The organism is Colwellia sp. BRX10-9, assembly GCF_014077405.1.
In the GTDB taxonomy this organism is placed as follows: domain Bacteria; phylum Pseudomonadota; class Gammaproteobacteria; order Enterobacterales; family Alteromonadaceae; genus Colwellia_A.
In genome coordinates this window covers 129,331-147,691 of record NZ_JACGVV010000008.1, presented here as the reverse complement: position 1 = coordinate 147,691, position 18,361 = coordinate 129,331, and the positions used below count along the sequence as shown (strand labels likewise).

15 protein-coding genes are annotated in these 18,361 nt (G+C 38.1%); 9 read left to right on the top strand and 6 right to left on the bottom strand.

What is annotated here, in order from left to right:
• The 3 genes from H4J69_RS07385 to rimP form a co-directional block, all read right to left on the bottom strand.
• A partial coding sequence (locus tag H4J69_RS07385) for a translation initiation factor IF-2 associated domain-containing protein (RefSeq protein ID WP_182251930.1) occupies nt 1–487 on the bottom strand: 487 nt, incomplete at its 3' end.
• Between the two features lie 20 nt (nt 488–507).
• Nucleotides 508–2,001: a transcription termination factor NusA gene (gene nusA, locus H4J69_RS07380; protein WP_070376182.1), complete on the bottom strand. Its 1,494-nt coding sequence runs from the start codon at nt 1,999–2,001 to the stop codon at nt 508–510.
• A 94-nt stretch (nt 2,002–2,095) separates the two neighbouring features.
• A complete protein-coding gene (gene rimP, locus H4J69_RS07375) occupies nt 2,096–2,563 on the bottom strand; it encodes a ribosome maturation factor RimP (protein WP_070376181.1) in 468 nt (155 codons plus the stop codon).
• 477 nt (nt 2,564–3,040) lie between these two features.
• On the opposite strand from rimP, the gene H4J69_RS07370 reads away from it, so the two are divergent.
• From H4J69_RS07370 to nth, 8 genes are all read left to right on the top strand, one after another.
• Nucleotides 3,041–4,909 carry an EAL domain-containing protein gene (locus tag H4J69_RS07370; protein ID WP_182230482.1) on the top strand — a complete coding sequence of 623 codons (1,869 nt, stop codon included), beginning with the start codon at nt 3,041–3,043 and terminating at the stop codon, nt 4,907–4,909.
• 156 nt (nt 4,910–5,065) lie between these two features.
• Nucleotides 5,066–5,647, top strand: a complete 582-nt coding sequence (gene rsxA, locus H4J69_RS07365; RefSeq protein ID WP_070376179.1) for an electron transport complex subunit RsxA — start codon at nt 5,066–5,068, stop codon at nt 5,645–5,647.
• Nucleotides 5,647–6,201, top strand: a complete 555-nt coding sequence (rsxB, locus tag H4J69_RS07360) for an electron transport complex subunit RsxB (protein ID WP_070376178.1) — start codon at nt 5,647–5,649, stop codon at nt 6,199–6,201. The genes rsxA and rsxB overlap by 1 nt, the downstream gene beginning before the upstream one ends.
• A gap of 10 nt (nt 6,202–6,211) precedes the next feature.
• On the top strand, nt 6,212–8,419 hold the full coding sequence (gene rsxC / locus H4J69_RS07355; RefSeq protein WP_182230481.1) for an electron transport complex subunit RsxC: 2,208 nt from the start codon (nt 6,212–6,214) through the stop codon (nt 8,417–8,419).
• Nucleotides 8,420–8,423: 4 nt separating this feature from the next.
• Complete coding sequence (gene rsxD / locus H4J69_RS07350) at nt 8,424–9,500, top strand: electron transport complex subunit RsxD (RefSeq protein ID WP_182222697.1); 1,077 nt, start codon at nt 8,424–8,426, stop codon at nt 9,498–9,500.
• Nucleotides 9,500–10,159, top strand: a complete 660-nt coding sequence (gene rsxG / locus H4J69_RS07345; RefSeq protein WP_182171345.1) for an electron transport complex subunit RsxG — start codon at nt 9,500–9,502, stop codon at nt 10,157–10,159. The genes rsxD and rsxG overlap by 1 nt, the downstream gene beginning before the upstream one ends.
• A 5-nt stretch (nt 10,160–10,164) precedes the next feature.
• Nucleotides 10,165–10,872 carry an electron transport complex subunit E gene (locus tag H4J69_RS07340; protein ID WP_182215452.1) on the top strand — a complete coding sequence of 236 codons (708 nt, stop codon included), beginning with the start codon at nt 10,165–10,167 and terminating at the stop codon, nt 10,870–10,872.
• A gap of 18 nt (nt 10,873–10,890) precedes the next feature.
• Nucleotides 10,891–11,550, top strand: coding sequence for an endonuclease III (gene nth / locus H4J69_RS07335; protein WP_182215454.1), 660 nt, complete (start codon nt 10,891–10,893; stop codon nt 11,548–11,550).
• Nucleotides 11,551–11,585: 35 nt separating this feature from the next.
• Here nth and H4J69_RS07330 read toward each other — a convergent pair whose 3' ends face one another.
• Nucleotides 11,586–12,254, bottom strand: a complete 669-nt coding sequence (locus H4J69_RS07330; RefSeq protein ID WP_182222696.1) for an ABC transporter substrate-binding protein — start codon at nt 12,252–12,254, stop codon at nt 11,586–11,588.
• A gap of 336 nt (nt 12,255–12,590) precedes the next feature.
• Here H4J69_RS07330 and H4J69_RS07325 point away from each other — a divergent pair, with 336 nt between their 5' ends.
• Nucleotides 12,591–13,010 carry a VOC family protein gene (locus tag H4J69_RS07325; RefSeq protein WP_182215458.1) on the top strand — a complete coding sequence of 140 codons (420 nt, stop codon included), beginning with the start codon at nt 12,591–12,593 and terminating at the stop codon, nt 13,008–13,010.
• Between the two features lie 55 nt (nt 13,011–13,065).
• On the opposite strand, the gene H4J69_RS07320 is transcribed toward H4J69_RS07325, so the two are convergent.
• Together H4J69_RS07320 and topA are read right to left on the bottom strand one after the other, a co-directional pair.
• Nucleotides 13,066–15,141 (bottom strand): spermidine synthase, encoded by a 2,076-nt coding sequence (locus H4J69_RS07320; protein ID WP_182222695.1) that lies wholly within the window; start codon nt 15,139–15,141, stop codon nt 13,066–13,068.
• 338 nt (nt 15,142–15,479) lie between these two features.
• The gene (gene topA, locus H4J69_RS07315) at nt 15,480–18,185 is read right to left on the bottom strand and encodes a type I DNA topoisomerase (RefSeq protein ID WP_182215461.1); all 2,706 of its coding nucleotides are present in this window, start codon (nt 18,183–18,185) and stop codon (nt 15,480–15,482) included.
• Between the last annotated feature and the right edge of the window lie 176 nt (nt 18,186–18,361).

The window sequence follows — 18,361 nt, the reverse complement described above, 5'->3', positions numbered from 1 at the left end:
CTTCGGCTTCGGCTTTTGCCGCTGCTTTACGCTCAGCTTCTGCTTCAGCTTTTGCTGCAGCAACTGCTTTACCATTTTCTGCTTCTTTAGCATCAGCAATTGCTTTTGCTTCAGCAGCTGCTTGAGCGGCGATTTCAGCTTCTGCTGCTACTTTAGCTTCAGCTTCTGCTTGCTGTTGTTCTTCAACTTCGCTGCGCTTAACATAAGTGCGTTTTTTACGCACTTCAACATTAACTGACTTAGCTTTACTGCCATGTCCCATCGTTAACGTTGATTTAGATTTACGGTTAAGCGTCATTTTTAATGGTCCGGCTGTTGAGTCGTCACCATGTTGCTTTTTCAAGTGGTCTAACAATGCTTCTTTTTCATCTTGTGATACGGAATCGGTCGCGGATTTATTCACGCCAGAGTCAGCCAATTGGCTAACTAAGCGGTCCACCGGTGTACCAATTTCTTGAGCAAGTTCTGCTACAGTTGTGTTTGACATCTACTATATTCTCCCGGGAATTATTCTTCGTTAAACCAACAAATATTACGCGCAGCCATAATTAACTCGCCCGCTTTGGTTTCATCTAATTCTTCAATATCGGCAATTTCGTCAACGCCTTGTTCAGCTAAGTCTTCAAGGGTAATTACACCACGACTTGCTAATACAAATGCTAAGTGACGTTCTAAACCGTCTAGCGCTAATAAATCAGCTGCTGGTTCTGCATTTTCAAGAGATTCTTCACTTGCTAATGCACGAGTCGTTAATGCCGCTTTGGCACGTTCACGAAGCGCTTCAACAATATCTTCATCCATACCGTCAATTTCTAACATTTCAGCTGCTGGTACGTAAGCGATTTCTTCTAACGTAGCAAAACCTTCTTCTGCTAATAAGTTAGCAAAATCATCATCGATATCTAAGTTATCTGTAAACAATGAAATAACTTTATCGTTTTCGGCTTGATGCTTCTCGTTCATGTCAGCAACAGTCATCACGTTTAATTCCCAGCCAGTTAATTGGCTAGCTAAACGGATATTTTGACCACTACGACCAATGGCCATCGCTAAATTGCCTTCTTCAACAGCAATATCCATGGTGCCTTTGTCTTCATCAACAATAATTGATGCAACTTCAGCTGGAGCCATTGCGTTGATAACATATTGTGCTGGGTTATCGTCATATAAAACGATATCAACACGTTCACCACCAAGCTCAGTTGAAACGGCTTGCACACGTGAACCACGCATACCAACACAAGCACCTACTGGGTCAATACGCTTGTCATTAGATTTTACAGAAATCTTTGCACGTGAACCTGGATCGCGAGCAGCGCCCTTAATTTCTAGCATCTCTTCGCCAATTTCTGGCACTTCTACGCGGAAAAGTTCAATTAACATTTCAGGCTTAGAACGAGTCACTAATAATTGTGCGCCGCGCGTTTCTGTTTTAATTTCGTATAACAAACCACGAACACGATCCCCTGGACGGAATGTTTCACGAGGTAACATATCGTCACGGTAGATAACCGCCTCTGCATTATTACCTAAATCAATAATGATGCTATCGCGACTGGCTTTTTTAACAACACCTGTCACTAGTTCGCCAATTTGTTCTTGGTAAGCTTCAACAATAAGAGCACGTTCTGCTTCACGAATTTTTTGTACAATAACTTGTTTTGCTGTTTGCGTAGTTACACGGTCAAATTTAACTGATTCAATTTGATCTTCAATGTAATCGCCTAACTGCAACTCTTCATTATCATACTGTGCAGCTGACAAACTCATTTCTGCAAATGGGTTTTCTGCTACGGCGTCATCGGCAACAACCAACCAACGTCGGAAAGTATCAAATTCACCATTAGTACGGTCAATAGCAACACGAACAATAATGTCACCTTCATATTTTTTCTTTGTTGCTGTTTCTAAAGCGGTTTCCATTGCTTCAAAAATGCTCTCACGGGGTAATGCTTTTTCGTTAGATACGGCATCTACAACCAGTAATATTTCCTTACTCATGCTACTTAGCCTTTTTAATCGTTTCTGAACAGTTCAACTATTTATGTAATGACGTTGAACAACTACGTATTTTTATTTTATTGTTATTATTTGCTTAGCTTTTTTTATTATGATTAAAAACCAAATTGCCCTTAACAATATTACCAAGCACTAATTCATAGTCTTCACTGTCGACCGTTACTACTAAAGTATCGTTTTCAACGGCAGCTAAGCGACCTTTAAATTTGCGGCGACCGTTTAATGGTATAGATAATTTTACTTCAATAATTTCACCAATCACTGCTTCATAGTGTGGTTTATCAAATAACGGTCGGTCTAAACCGGGTGACGAAACTTCTAAATTAAACTCACTGCCGATAGGGTCTTCAACGTCAAGAATAGCGCCTACTTGACGGCTAACTTCAGCACAATCATCAACATCAATGCCATTCTCATGGTCGATAAACAAACGTAATACTGAGTTATTACCAGCACTAATATACTCAATGCCTAATAATTCCTTACCAACTTCTTCAACAGCAGGACGTAACATGTCTGTTAATTTATGTTCAAACTTAGCCAATCATTTTCTCCAAATAAAATCTTACTTTGTCTTCATGTATCAACATCCAGATACAAAAAAAGGGCTAATAGCCCAGCAATTCTTAAAGCTTATCGTGCTGAACAAATGTCCCAGATACGAAAAAGCCCCAATACGCGGGGCTTATTACACTGAACCCACGATGTTGATTTAACCTAGTGACTTATAAAATAAGCCGTCAAATCGATACAACAATATAAAATTATCTTCTAACTTTGCTTTAAGCAATAGCCAAAAAATTAATTTCAGTGAAATATTGTTATATTTAAGCTAGGTCAATTATATAGCGACTACCGCCGAATCGCAAGCCTAATTGATAGGATAAGCAATAAAACCTTAAGTTATAGAACTCATTAACGCCTACATTATATATCGCTCTAAATAACAGTAAGTTAGTAATTTTTTATCAAGCATGCTATAAATTGAAGTAGGCCTAACTTTTCAGTAAATCAACATATTATGTATAGCTATTCTCAATTATTAATGCGCAACGTCATTTTAGGGATGTTTTTTAATATTCTTATTGTTGTTATGGTGAGTTATTTCTTTGCTACCTCACTCTCGAGTAAGCAATTAATGATGCAAAACTCTATTTCAGCTATTATCGACGCATCAGATAAGACCAACCAATTAGAACAAGTTAAACACTTAGTTAATCTAGCTGATTTTCAATTATTTTCCCTACAACAACAAAACAAAGAAATAGTTAATTATAAAGTAGAAAATACCAACCTGCTTGTCTCTTATATTTCCCCACCCATAGTCGTATTTACTCACCCATCTAATACGACCGTTAGTTATCAAATAAACAGTAATGATGCCGCGACATTGATCTTTAAAATAATGCTGGTATCTATTTTAGCCAGCCTTATCATTATTGTTATTGCTTGTACGTTAAGTGTTAAACACACTAAAAAGCTTGTTTTTGTGGTTAACAACAAAATAAAACAGGGTATTGCTCAAGTTATATCGATGAATAAACTTGAGGCTGGTGATGAAATTATCGACATGCCTGAATTAACTCATGGACTAAAAAAAGTCGAGGCATTACTTTCCGCGCATGTTAATGATGCCAGTGCACTTGAAAAGCAAGCTTATATAGAACCTCTTACAAAATTAGAAAACCGTAATCGCTTTATTCAGTTTTTTGCTAATGATGAAAACCAGGTTGAATTTGGTGTCTTAGCGATAACACGCTGCTCTGAACTGCAAACGATAAATCAAATACACGGTTACAGTGAAGGTGATAATTATATTTGCAAAGTTGCCGACATTATCAAAAGCGTTACTGCAACCTACCGAGGTGCAAATGTTTATCGACTTAATAGTTCTGACTTTGCCACTTTGCTTCCTAACGTAACATTAAAAGAAGCTGAAAACGCTGCGAATGAAATATCCAGTAAGTTTAACGCTTACCAACAATCATCAGATTTAGATTCAGTTGGCTACACTGGGTTAGTCTATTTCGAGAAAGACAAACCACTTGGCGAATTACTGGCACTCGCTGATACCGGCATCAGTATTGCACAAACTCAACAACTAAATTCTTGGTATTCGCAAAGCGACAGTGACATTTTACATAGCTCTAGTGCGAATTATGGCAACCAAAATTGGCGTCAAGAAATAGACAGCGTATTAGAAAACCAACGGGTTAAATTACTTGTCCAACCGATAAAACCTAATAGCCGTAACAATAAAGTCTATGGTGAAATTCTTGCCCGCTTTTTAAATTCAACTGATGAAATGTTACCCACCGCTTCTTTTATAGCTATGGCGGAAAAGCTTGATAAAATGATGGCTGTTGACAAAATGATTATCGAAAAAGTGATCAGTGAAATTAAAACAAAAAATTTACATGACCAATTTTTTGGCATCAACATCAGTTCACGTAGTATTCATGACGAACATTTTTTAATTTGGCTTGAACGTCGTTTATTGAAAGAAGCAACTATTGCTGCGAAATTGATCTTTGAGATAACGGAATACGGCCTCCAACAAAACATTAAAACCAGTAAGCGTTTTATTGATATGATCCACAGAGTCGGTTCTCGTATTACTGTTGAGCGTTTTGGTGTGGGTTTAACCTCTTTTAAATTTTTCCGCGACCTTAAACCTGACTTTATTAAAATGGATAGTACTTATACACGTGATATTGATGATGATAAAAACAACCAGTACTTCATCAGATTAATGGTCGATCTTGCTCATCGTCTCAGTATCACTGTTTTAGCTGAAAGTGTTGAAAGCCAAGAAGAAAAGTTTACTTTAGAAAAATTATTTATCGATGGTTGCCAAGGTTTTTATTTAGGAAAGCCTGAAGCGATTTAATTGAGTATAACTTAAAGCTAAACGTTCCATCTTAATAAAGGCCAAGCATGGCAAGAAGATAGTGCATATGCAATAAAAATTAAGGCATTGAGCGGTTGTCATCTGGCTAATAAAGTCGGATAATAGCGTGAATTATCTCATAAAATTAATTTTCAAATGACAGATTATCTACTGCTGTTAGTTAGCACAGTATTAGTCAATAACTTTGTTCTCGTAAAGTTCCTAGGTTTATGCCCATTTATGGGGGTGTCTTCACGTACTGAAACTGCAATCGGTATGTCATTTGCCACCACCTTTGTAATGACTATTGCTTCGTTACTCAGCTACATCGTAAATACCTATATTCTTACTCCTCTGGGACTCGAATATCTAACAACTATGATGTTTATTTTAGTCATTGCTGTTGTTGTACAATTTACCGAAATGGTCGTACATAAAACCAGTGCCAACTTATACCGTTTACTGGGTATTTTCTTGCCTTTGATTACCACTAATTGCGCGGTATTAGGTGTTGCTTTATTAAATATTTATGAGCAACATAATTTTCTTGAGTCGATTGTTTATGGCTTTGGCGCGGCTGTCGGTTTTTCTCTTGTACTTATTATGTTTTCAGCGATGCGCGAAAAACTTGCTAATGCTGATATCCCAAAACCTTTTAAAGGTTCCGCTATCGCTATGATAACCGCTGGCTTAATGTCACTTGCCTTTATGGGTTTCACTGGATTGGTGAAGTTGTAATGACCACCCTATTAGCAATACTAGTACTTGGCTGTATGGCATTAGTCTTTGGCGCCATTCTTGGCTTTGCCTCTGTAAAATTTCACGTTGAGGGCGACCCTCTTGCCGAGCAGGTTGATGCTATTTTACCACAAACGCAATGTGGCCAATGCGGTTACCCCGGTTGTAAACCTTATGCAGAAGCAGTCGCTAACGGTGAGGCTATTAACAAATGCGCACCTGGCGGCGAAGATACCATCAAAAAAATAGCAGACTTAATGGGGGTTGAACCACCACCTCTTGACGAAAACCATGATACAGACAATTCTCCTAAAGTTGCTTTTATTATTGAAGAAGACTGTATTGGTTGTACTAAATGTATTCAAGCTTGCCCTGTTGATGCAATCTTAGGTACGACCAAACAGATGCACACTATAATAGCCGACGAATGTACTGGCTGTGACTTATGTATAGACCCTTGTCCGGTTGATTGCATAATAATGATACCTATCGCTAAAACACCACAAAACTGGCAATGGGATCTTAATAATATACCTGTGGTACAGCTTGATTAGGTGAGGATTCGTGGGATCAGTTATTGAACGTATAAAGCGCGCTAATTTTTGGACTTTTCATGGCGGTATACATCCACCAGAACAGAAGTTCTTAACCACTGATAAGCCTATCAGAGCGGTTAGCATACCTGAACAGCTAATACTGCCATTACAGCAACACATAGGTATTGCTGCAGATTTACGGGTAAAAGTAGGTGATAAAGTACTTAAGGGGCAAGCACTCACCCAGAGTATGCATCCTATGGCTGTTCCTATTCACGCTCCTACGAGTGGCACTATTACTGCCATTAAAAATGCCGTTATTGCTCATCCCTCAGGCCTAAGCGAATTATGCTTATTTATTAAGCCAGACGGAGAAGATACATGGCAAGAACGTCATATATGTACTGATGTAAGTAAATTAAGCCATAATGAAATAATTGATAAAATTTCCTCAGCCGGTATATCAGGCATGGGCGGTGCTGGCTTTCCTACACAAGTTAAAATAAGTACTAGAGACAAAATACAATTCCTTATTATTAATGCCGCTGAATGTGAACCTTATATTAGTGCTGACGATTTATTAATTCGCGAGCACAGCCCATCAATTCTTGATGGCATTAATATACTTGACCGTCTTCTTTCACCTGAACATATCCTCATTGGTATTGAAAATAATAAACCTGAAGCGATAAAAGTACTTCAGCAAGCAACCGCTAATAATGAAAGAATTCAAGTGTGTGTAGTGCCAACTAAATATCCTACTGGCGGTGAAAAACAGTTAATTCAAATATTAACAGGTCAAGAGGTTCCTTCAGGCGTTTTCCCAAGTTCTATGGGTATTGTTATGCAAAACATTGCCACTTGCTTTGCGATAGCTGATGCGGTAATAAACGATATTCCATTAATTAAGAGAGTGGTCACTGTCAGTGGCCAAGCTTTACAAAAGCCACAGAATGTCTGGTCATTACTCGGCACCCCAGTAGGCTTCTTGCTCGAACAATGTGGTTACCCCAATAAAGATAAAAAGCATATCATTATGGGTGGTCCAATGATGGGCTATAGCTTACCCACAGACCAAGTTCCCGTTGTAAAAACAACCAACTGTATACTTGCACCGAGTGAGCAGGAAATATCATCACCTTATTCAACCGGCACAAAAGAGGTTGAGTGTATCAGATGTGGCCAGTGTAGTGATGTCTGCCCCAGCCAATTGTTACCACAAGAGTTACAGTGGAGCGCTAAAGCAAAAGATCACCAACAACTTGATAAATTAAACTTATTTGATTGTATTGAATGTGGTGCTTGTGCCTATGTTTGTCCGAGCCAGATCCCCTTGGTGCATTATTACCGAGTAGCAAAATCTGAAATTCGTCAACAAAAACAACTTGATTTAAAAGCAGAACATGCAAAGGTAAGATTTGAAGCACGAAAAGAGCGTTTAGCCCGAGATAAAATAGCACGAGAAGAAAAACACAAAGCAGCAGCAGAAGCACGTAAAGCGCGGATGAACTCGGGTACCAGCGAAGCAAAAACAGAAAAATCAGCGGTTGCTGCCGCCTTAGCTCGAGTTAAAGCGAAAAAAGCTCAACAAACCCAAGGTAGTGAAAATGTCACTGCACAGACAGAAGCACCATCGGTAGAAAATGAACAAAAAAGTCAAGTGAGCGCAGCTATTGCAAGAGCGAAAGCGAAAAAGCTAGCAGCTCAACAAAATACGGCAACTTATAAATCAGAACCACAAAGTGCGCTGGGAGATATTCCACCGGCAATTGATGATAAAAAAGCTAAAATTGCCAATGCTGTTGCAAAGGCGAAAGCCCGTAAGCTAGCTGAAAAAAATAAGAATAGCGCAGATGATAGCGACTTAACCCTTGATAATAACATTGTCATCGAAGCTGACGCACAAGCAAACCAGGCTGATATGCTCGTTCCTGCTGATGATAAAAAAGCTAAAATTGCTAAGGCGGTTGCAAAAGCTAAAGCCCGTAAGCTAGCTGAAAAAAATAAGAATAGCGCAGATGATAGCGACTTAACCCTTGATAATAACATTGTCATCGATACCGACGCACAAGCAAACCAGGCTGATATGCTCGTTCCAGCTGATGATAAAAAAGCTAAAATTGCTGCAGCAATTGCAAAGGCGAAAGCCCGTAAACTTGCCCAGCAACAAGCAAAATCAACGGCTAATACTAGCGAAGAAAAAACCAACAAACCCGTAAAATCAGAGTTGACGTAATATTATGGCCTTTTGGATAGCAAGCTCACCACATAATCATGTTCAAAGTGAAACATCATCAATAATGCGTATGGTCATTTACGCCACTATTCCCGGTGTATTTGCCCAGTGGTATTTTTTTGGCTGGGGTAATTTAATCCATATATCACTCGCTGTGATCACCGCATTAATAGCAGAATTTACCGTTTTATCTTTACGGGAGAAAAATATCAAGGCGCAACTATTTGATGGCAGCGCTATTTTAACGGCGGTATTACTGGGGATTAGTTTACCCGCCATAGCGCCGTGGTGGATCACTGTTATAGGTGTATCTTTTGCCATTATTGTCGTAAAGCAACTATACGGAGGTCTAGGTCATAACCCTTTCAACCCTGCAATGGCCGCTTATGTCATGCTATTGATTTCATTTCCGGTACAAATGACATCGTGGTTACCGCCACTTGAACTAATGACCTTACCGTTAAATTTTGTTGATACACTCTCTGTAATCTTTAGTAGCTTTACCATTGATGGCTATTCTGTTGAGCAACTAAGAACACATGTCGACGGTTATACCATGGCAACCCCCCTAGATACGGTAAAAACAAACCTAACACTGGGCTTAAACATTGCAGAAAGTATGACAAGCCCCGTCATTGGTGAAAATTTTGGAGTGGGTTGGGAATGGGTTAGTGCTGGGTTTTTACTCGGTGGTCTATTTTTAATAGGCAAAAAAACAATTCATTGGGCAACACCCGTTAGCTTTTTAGCAAGCATATTTGTTTGTTCATTAATTGCTTTTTTATATAGCCAAGATACTAACGCTTCAACACTCTTCCATTGGTTTAATGGTGCATGTATGTTTGGCGCATTCTTTATTTTAACGGACCCAGTTTCCGGCGCTACTAGTATTAAAGGCCGAATCGTTTTTGGCGCATTAGCAGGCTTTTTAGTCTTTATTATTAGAAAATACGGCGGTTACCCTGATGGCGTCGCGTTTGCAGTGCTAATTTGTAACATGGCTGCTCCACTAATAGATCAATACACACGCCCCCGTACTTATGGGCATAATATTTCATCAAGTAAAGCAGGCAAAGAATAATGGTCCTTTCTCTTACCAGTGCAGTCAGTAAAAATGCCAGGATCCTCGCTTTATTTGCTATTGCTTGCACGGCAATTGTTGGCGTGGTTCATTCACTCACCAAAGATCAAATTATCTTGCAGCAACAACAAGACTTATTGCGTAATTTAAACAGTATCATTGCCAAAAATAGCTACAACAATGTTATCTATAAAGACTGCTTCATTTTACCTAACGAGGCATTAGGCACAGTTAACCCACCAAAAGTTTACCGTGCAAGAAATGATAATAGCCCTGTTGCTGCAGCAATTACCACCGTTGCACCAGATGGATACAGTGGCAATATAGAGCTTATTGTCGCCATCAATATCGATGGTAGCATAAGCGGTGTTAGAACATTAAAACACCAAGAAACGCCTGGACTAGGCGATAAAATTGAAGAGAAAAAAAGTGATTGGATCAATAGTTTTACCGGTAAAAAGCTCATTGATAAAAATGATAATCGTTGGTTAGTAAGAAAAGATGGCGGCATGTTTGACCAGTTCACCGGCGCGACAATAACCCCACGTGCTGTGGTCAAAGCAGTACGTAAATCCGTTAATTATTTTAACGCTCACCAAGATGAATTATTTGAAGCAGCGAGTAATTGTTCAAATCAAGATGTTGCTAAGGGAGCTTAATCGTCATGAAAATTAACGATGAATATAAAGAATTAGCTTGGCAAGGTTTATGGAAGAACAATCCGGGTATAGTACAGCTTTTAGGATTGTGTCCATTATTAGCCGTAACATCGACCCTAACCAATGCTATTGGTTTGGGCTTAGCGACCTTATTTGTTCTAATTTGTTCAAATACTACCGTATCGGCAATACGAAAATGGGTACCTAAAGAAATTAGGATCCCTATTTTTGTTTTAATTATTGCTTCTTTTGTTACCTGTGTGCAATTATTAATGAATGCCTATACTTTTGGCTTATATCAATCACTTGGCATATTCTTACCCTTAATTGTTACTAACTGTGCCATTATTGGTAGAGCGGAGGCATATGCCTCTAAAAACCCAATTAAACAAGCAAGCTTTGACGGTTTAATGATGGGCTTAGGCTTTTTATTAATATTGATGTTGTTGGGTGCAGTAAGAGAAATACTTGGCCAAGGAACGCTGTTTGATGGCGCTAATTTATTACTTGGCGAATGGGCAAGTATATTACGTATTGAAGTTTACACCCTCGATAGTCAATTTTTACTCGCCATACTACCCCCAGGTGCTTTTATCGTCATGGGCTTATTTATAGCTTTAAAAAACGCCATTGATGATCGAGTAGCAGCCGCTAAGCCTAAAACAGAAAGTAAGGAAATTGAACGAGTTCGTGTCAATTTTGATGAAAAATAATAATAAAAGAATAACGCCATGAATAAAGTACAACGTTTAGAAATATTAACTCGGTTACGAGACAATAATCCACACCCAACCACTGAACTTAATTTTTCTTCACCTTTTGAGTTGCTTATTGCTGTGCTGCTTTCAGCACAATCGACTGATGTTGGTGTTAACAAAGCCACAGCAAAGCTTTATCCTGTTGCTAATACCCCTCAAGCTATACTTGATTTAGGCCTTGATGGCTTGAAGTTTTATATAAAAACAATTGGTTTATTTAATACTAAAGCGGCAAACACGCTAAAAACATGCCAAATGTTAGTTGATTTACATAATGGCGAAGTTCCCAAAGAAAGGGCGGCATTAGAAGCCTTACCTGGGGTTGGCAGAAAAACAGCAAATGTTGTTTTAAACACCGCTTTTGGCCAACTAAAAGATAATGAAGGTAAGTACTTTATTGCAGTAGACACCCATATTCAAAGACTGGCAAATCGTACCGGTTATGCGAAAGGGAAAACAGTTGAAGAAACCGAAAAAAATATTATTAAAAACACACCAAGAAAAACAGAGTTTTTTTATAACTTGCATCACTGGTTCATTCTGCATGGTCGTTATACTTGTATAGCAAGAACCCCCCGTTGTGGTTCTTGTATAATAGAAGATTTATGTAGTTTTAAAGAGAAAACCAGTTAATTCGTTCTCGATTATTATCAGTGTATAACCGTTAGTTATAAATTTATATACTTGTTGTATATCCGCAAAAACTCACCACTTTCCTTAATTTTAGTTAACCCTAAATTAAAATCATTTCGAATTTTTTTATCTCTAAATACGGGACGATAGTCCATTGGTTTATCGATAGTAAGTTTGTGCTCGGTAATTTCTTGGCTATCTAGACCATGCATTAAATTAAGTTTCTTTACAAAATATCTAAAGATATAACGATCGCTTACCACCACATCATAGCGCCCAAAATACAGTAACTTCACTTGTGTTAGTTGGTCGCTAACGCCATAAAACCTACTGTCTTCTTTTACTTTTTTTAGCCATTTAGGGTAGCGTTTATCTGCTCCTTGAAAAGAAACCACATTCAACGAATCTAAATCTTTAGGCCTTTCCAGTAAAATATTTTTATTCTTTAAAGTAATAAATACATTGTCATAGATTACAGCTGCCTTGGCATAAAAACCGCCTTGTGATTTCAAGTTTACCCCCATATCTCCCATGACTGCATTAACTAAATTATTGGTGAAAGCATAAGGAATTCGTCCTAATGGAAAGTACATTGGCTTTAACGTATGCCCTTTATGAGCTAAGGCGGCTTTAATAATATCTATTTCGATTCCACTATTATCATCTTCAAAAATATAAGGAGGAATTTCTTTACTAAAAGCCATTGATACTTCTGTAGCTTGGCTAATAATAGGCCATAGGAGACTACAGATAATCAAGCTATATGTGAGTGGTATTATTTTTATCATGTCATTAATTTGTTGTAATATTGTTAACAGACTACATAAGAATATAAAATAAACTATTGATAATGTCATTTTATTTTTCAGTGGGTGTATTTACTGATATTCGCTTTTAATTAGCATAGTAAATAAAATACTTTCTGTTTATAGTGGCAATTAATGTAATGGTAAATGAATTATTATCGAAACAACAGATGAAGTTTTTGCTGTTTGTAAATCATTACTTTTTATTAGCTAACAATACAAAACAGGTACAAAATGAAATTTTTACACACAATGGTTCGCGTACATGATTTAGATAAGTCACTCAATTTTTATATTAATCAGCTAGGGCTCATTGAAACAAAACGTGTCGATGTACCCAAAGGGAAGTTTTCATTGATTTTTCTTGCGACAGAAGTTGGCGGCCCTGAAATTGAACTGACCCATAACTGGGATTCTGAAGAAGAATATACCGTTGGCAGAAACTTTGGTCATTTAGCATTTGAGGTTGCTGACATATATAAAACTTGCGCGGCGCTTATGGCATCAGGTGTTGTTATTAATCGTCCGCCTCGTGACGGCCATATGGCTTTCGTAAAATCTCCAGATGGCATATCTATTGAGTTATTGCAAAAAGATGACGCATTAGCCCCTCAAGAGCCTTGGTTGAGTATGGAAAATCAAGGAAGCTGGTAAAGTAACGGCTTAATTATCTTGTCGATGACATTTCACTCGACAAGATATTTAATGTTTACTTGAGTACTGATAATAAATCACTGTGATCATCGGTCCATATTATACGACTCTTTTCGCCAATATTTGGCATTGGCCAAGCACTCGCGTATATTTTAATGCGCGCATCATTAAGAAAAAACTCATTATTTGTTACTAGCACCCACTGAACATTATGTTCATTTTCTTTGTCGGCTAGCGTTTCCACATAAACAATTTCTTTATCTAATGCATCGGCTAAGCCACGCACTAAAGGTGTTAAATTAAGGTGTGAATTAGAAATGTGTATCGCTAATACGCCATCTTTTTTTAGGTGCTTAAAATAAAGCAGCAATGCTTCTTTTGTTAATAAATGCTGTGGGATGGAATCACCCGAGAAGGCGTCAATGACTAAGGCATCAAACTGTTTGCTTCCTGAATCTTCAAATTGTTGCTTTAAACTAACCCGACCATCACCTAAAACCACTTCAATGTTGGCAGCAGAATCTTTTAAGTAACTAAAATAGTTATTAGCGGCAAAAATAACCGCAGGGTTTAATTCATAAAATATATAGTGGTCAGTTTTATTACCATAAGCCGCTAAGGTACCTGCGCCCAAGCCCACAAATCCGGCATTTATATTTTGAGCACTCCCCTCTTGTACTCTTTGTTTGGTCAGTTGCTCAAGTGTAAGAGCAACACCGGTATTTTTTCTATAGTAACTTAATGGCGTTTTTTCATTGCCTTTCTCTAATGATTGCGTACCGTGTGATGTTGTTCCATCAATCAAACGACGTTGCACTTTATTATTAACTTCTACATCTTTAACACTTAAAATTCCGTAAAAATTGCGTTCACTTGCCACATTAGTTTTAACAAAAAGCGTATTAAGATAAAACAATCCCACGGTAAAACTGACCGCTAAAATAAGATTAGATGCTACCAACCAAGTTTGTGTTTTTATTGCCGTATTTCTTTGTGAATAAATACTCAAAGCTAAAAGAACAAAGACACTAATAATGGCTAAAGGAAACTCTAAAAATTGATCAAAGATATTTTGCGCAATAAAAGCAACAAAGGCACTACCTAAAAAGCCACCCAATGACATAAATAAGTAAAACAAAGTTAACTGCTGAACTTGCGGTTTTAAACGTGCTAATTCCCCATGACAAATCATACACGCACTAAATAATATACAAGCGTAAATAACCACTTGTGAAATAATGTCGAGTTGCGAGCCAATAAAGTACATCAACAAAGCTAAACAAGCCGTGAGTACAAATAGCGCAAACCAATATTCTCTGACATACCACTTAGAGCTATGAAAACTAATAATAAAAGTCAGTAGGTATAAACACAGCGGCACTATCCATAAAAAAGGCACAGGGGGAATATTTTGTGTCATAGCATTGGTGGACGCCACTAATAAAACAACACCAACCATGGCTAAGGCTATCCATAAAACTTTATCCAATAATGTGGTTGTTACGACGATTTTATCCAACGCTTGCTGAGTACTTTGCTCAACAGAAGTAAAGCTTAATTTTGACATTTTTAATAATAACGTTACCAGTAGTAACGCATAACAACCATACCCGAACGTCCAATAATTTGATTGTTGAGTTGTGGTTAGCAGCGGTTCAAATAGAAAAGGAAAACTGATTAACGCCAGCAAAGAACCTACATTGGATAATGAATACAATTGATAAGGGAGTTTTCCTATTTCGATATAAGTTAACCATCGCTGTATTAACGGGCCCGTTGACGACAAAATAAAATAAGGTAACCCTATCGATACGGTTAATAACAGTAGGATATTTTGAAGTGGCGAACTTGTCTGTGATATATCACCCCAATCTTGAATGCCAATAGGAAGAAATAACACACTGACAAGTAGAAAGACCGAGTGAATAATTAATTGTTTTTTGACAGATTTAACTTGTGTTAAACAGTGAGCGTAAAAATATCCTAATAATAGAAAAGCTTGAAAAAACAATAAACATGCAGTCCAGACAGCTGAACCACCGCCAAAGTATGGCAAAATCAATTTAGCAATAAGGGGTTGTACTTGGAATAATAAAAAAGCACTTAAAAAAATAATCGCCAGATATAGCATTTAATATATTTCTCTTAATCGTCAATCTAACTAGCTAATTGCTGGTTACGCTTGTGTTACCTAATGTGGGCATTTTTTAATCCCCTTTATCATGAGCACGTCATTCTTTCACATGGAGATACATGGATGTATTAATGCCGCGATGTCAAAGAGCGGCCATGTGATCATGACATACTATTCATCCTGAGCACGTCATTATTTCACCTCGACATACATGGATTTATTAATACTTTGATGACATGGCTGTCAAAAAGCGGCCATGTCATCATGCATACTGTTCATCCTGAACATAAAAAAAGCGCTACATAGCGCTTTTTTTATTTTAAGCTAAATATATATTATTCAGCTTTCGGTTTTGCCTTAGCTTTAGCTTTTGGCTTTGCTTTAGCCTTGGCTTTGGGTTTTACTTTTTTCTTTGCTTCTTCAACCCATTTACCCTCAACATACTTTGCATTCCAGCCCGTTGCTTTAGGTTTTGCGCCATCGGCTTCAGGTGCAAGTTCAGTCATGACATACTGTTCTTTGGTTTTACGACTATAGCGCACAACGGCTAAGTTTCCGTCAGGATCCTTAATAGGCGCATCGGCTAAATAATAAAATTTACTCGATATTCTGTCTCTAAAACGCTGTAGCTCTTCAACTTTAGGTGCACGTGTTTCTCTTGAGCGCGGAAAAGTGTTCGCTGCCAAGAAAATACCCGCTGCGCCATCACGTAATACAAAGTGTGCTTCTGATTTTTCACAAAGTAATTCAGGTAGTTGCACAGGATCTTCTTTTGGAGGAGCCGCTTCACCACTTGCTAGTAACTTACGTGTGTTTTTACATTCTGCATTGGTACAATCAAAATATTTACCAAAACGGCCTGACTTAAGCTCCATTTCAGCCTCACAACGATCACATTCTAAAATGGGACCATCGTAACCTTTTATTTTAAACTCGCCGGTCTCAACTTCAATACCATCACAAACAGGGTTATTACCACAAACATGTAGCTTACGCGTTTCGTCAATTAAATAACTGTCCATCGCAGTACTACATTTATCACAGCGTCGCATGGCACGTAAAGCATCAGTTTCTTGGTCTTCCACTAATACACTGACCGCTTCTTCGCCAGAAGTAAGGTTCATCGTTTGCGTACAGCGTTCTTTTGGCGGTAAAGCGTAACCAGAACAACCTAAGAAGACGCCAGTAGAAGCAGTACGAATACCCATTTTACGACCACAGGTCGGACAATCAATATCTGTTAATACCGGTTCATTATTACGCATGCCACCTTCTTCAGTAGGCATATCAGCTTGGCTTAACTGTTTAGTGAAATTTTTATAGAAACCGTTAAGGACATCTTTCCAATTAGCTTTACCCTCAGCCACTTCATCAAGCTCTTGCTCCATGTTGGCGGTAAAATCATAATTCATTAAGTCTTTAAAACTTTCAGATAAACTGTCAGTAACAATTTCGCCCATTTTTTCGGCGTAAAAACGTTTTTTATCTAAGCGAGCGTAACCACGGTCTTGAATAGTAGAAATAATTGACGCATACGTTGATGGGCGACCAATTGAACGCTTTTCTAATTCTTTTACTAGTGATGCTTCACCAAAACGAGCTGGTGGTTTAGTAAAGTGTTGCGCTGGATTTAACTGTTCTAGGGTTAATACTTCACCAACAGATAAATCAGGTAAATGCTTGTCATCACCTTTTGATAATTGCGGATGGACTCTTGTCCAACCGTCAAATTGCATGACGCGACCTTTGGCCTTTAAATCAAAGCCTGAAGCACCAACAGTAATGGTACTAACGGTATAGCGCGCAGCTGTCATTTGACAAGCAACAAACTGTCGCCAAATTAGGTCGTAAAGCTTCTTAGCATCTGCTTCAATGCCTTCCATAAATGCAGATTCTATTTTAACATTTGATGGACGAATCGCTTCATGGGCCTCTTGTGCACCCGACTTACTGCTGTAAATTTTCGCTTTTTCAGGTAAATAATTTTCACCAAAGTTTTTAGCAATATAACCACGACACATTTCAACCGCATCTTTACTTAGATTGGTTGAATCGGTACGCATATAAGTGATATGACCTGCTTCGTATAAACGCTGAGCTAAACCCATAGTACGCTTTACGCCAAAACCTAATTTAGTACTTGCTGCTTGTTGCAGTGTCGACGTAATAAAAGGAGCAGAGGGGGTACTTTTTGACGGTTTATCATCACGTTTATTTACGGTATAGGCTGACTTTTCTAAGCTTGCTAATGCTGTTTTCGCATCTTTTTCGTTGGTCGGCTTAAATGCTTTACCATTTTCGTGGGTAACATCTAATGGAAAATCTAAACCAGAAGCGGTTTTTGTGTCAGCGGTGATTTCCCAAAATTCTTTCGGGTCAAACGCTTTAATCTCACGTTCTTTTTCAACAACTAATTTAACAGCAACCGACTGTACGCGACCGGCAGATAAACCACGGGCAACTTTTTTCCACAATAATGGGCTAACCATAAAGCCAACAACACGGTCAAGAAAACGTCTTGCTTGTTGAGCATTAACACCTGGCATACTTAATTCACCGGGTGTAGAGAAAGCTTGCTGAATAGCGTTTTCAGTTATTTCATTAAAGACAACACGTTTAAATTTGCTGTCATCGCCGCCGATAATTTCTTTTAAGTGCCAAGCAATCGCCTCTCCCTCGCGATCCAAATCGGTTGCGAGATAGACAGTGTCGGCTGAACCGGCAAGTTTGATTAATTCAGCAACAACTTTTTCTTTGCCTTCGAGTATTTGATAATTTGCTTCCCAATCGTTTTCAGGATCAATACCCATGCGGTTAACAAGTGCTTGCTTATCTCGTTTAGCTTTATATTTAGCTTTTGCTGCAGGTGCCATTTTTCTGACTTCAGCAGGAGATTTCGCGGCAACTTTTTTACCAGTACTACTGTGAGGAAGATCACGTACATGACCGACACTAGATTTCACAATAAAGTCTTTACCAAGATATTTGTTAATTGTCTTCGCTTTGGCTGGTGATTCGACAATAACCAGAGATTTTGCCATATATATATACTTTCCTACGTCACTGGCTATTTTTTTTGCCAGTATAATTACATTTCGGTTAGAACTGTCTAAAAATTAGCCGAGCAACTCATTTTTAGCACAAAAAAACCATAAATCATTGAAATTAGAATTCCTATTAGATATATCGGTAAATAAGCAAGCTGACAAGTTATTAT

Excerpts from the sequence above, each read along its gene's own strand:
- nusA (WP_070376182.1), bottom strand. The coding sequence starts at position 2,001 with ATGAGTAAGGAAATATTACTGGTTGTAGATGCCGTATCTAACGAAAAA.
- H4J69_RS07370 (WP_182230482.1), top strand. The coding sequence starts at position 3,041 with ATGTATAGCTATTCTCAATTATTAATGCGCAACGTCATTTTAGGGATG.
- rsxA (WP_070376179.1), top strand. The coding sequence starts at position 5,066 with ATGACAGATTATCTACTGCTGTTAGTTAGCACAGTATTAGTCAATAAC.
- rsxB (WP_070376178.1), top strand. The coding sequence starts at position 5,647 with ATGACCACCCTATTAGCAATACTAGTACTTGGCTGTATGGCATTAGTC.
- rsxD (WP_182222697.1), top strand. The coding sequence starts at position 8,424 with ATGGCCTTTTGGATAGCAAGCTCACCACATAATCATGTTCAAAGTGAA.
- rsxG (WP_182171345.1), top strand. The coding sequence starts at position 9,500 with ATGGTCCTTTCTCTTACCAGTGCAGTCAGTAAAAATGCCAGGATCCTC.
- H4J69_RS07340 (WP_182215452.1), top strand. The coding sequence starts at position 10,165 with ATGAAAATTAACGATGAATATAAAGAATTAGCTTGGCAAGGTTTATGG.
- nth (WP_182215454.1), top strand. The coding sequence starts at position 10,891 with ATGAATAAAGTACAACGTTTAGAAATATTAACTCGGTTACGAGACAAT.
- H4J69_RS07330 (WP_182222696.1), bottom strand. The coding sequence starts at position 12,254 with ATGGCTTTTAGTAAAGAAATTCCTCCTTATATTTTTGAAGATGATAAT.
- H4J69_RS07325 (WP_182215458.1), top strand. The coding sequence starts at position 12,591 with ATGAAATTTTTACACACAATGGTTCGCGTACATGATTTAGATAAGTCA.
- H4J69_RS07320 (WP_182222695.1), bottom strand. The coding sequence starts at position 15,141 with ATGCTATATCTGGCGATTATTTTTTTAAGTGCTTTTTTATTATTCCAA.
- topA (WP_182215461.1), bottom strand. The coding sequence starts at position 18,185 with ATGGCAAAATCTCTGGTTATTGTCGAATCACCAGCCAAAGCGAAGACA.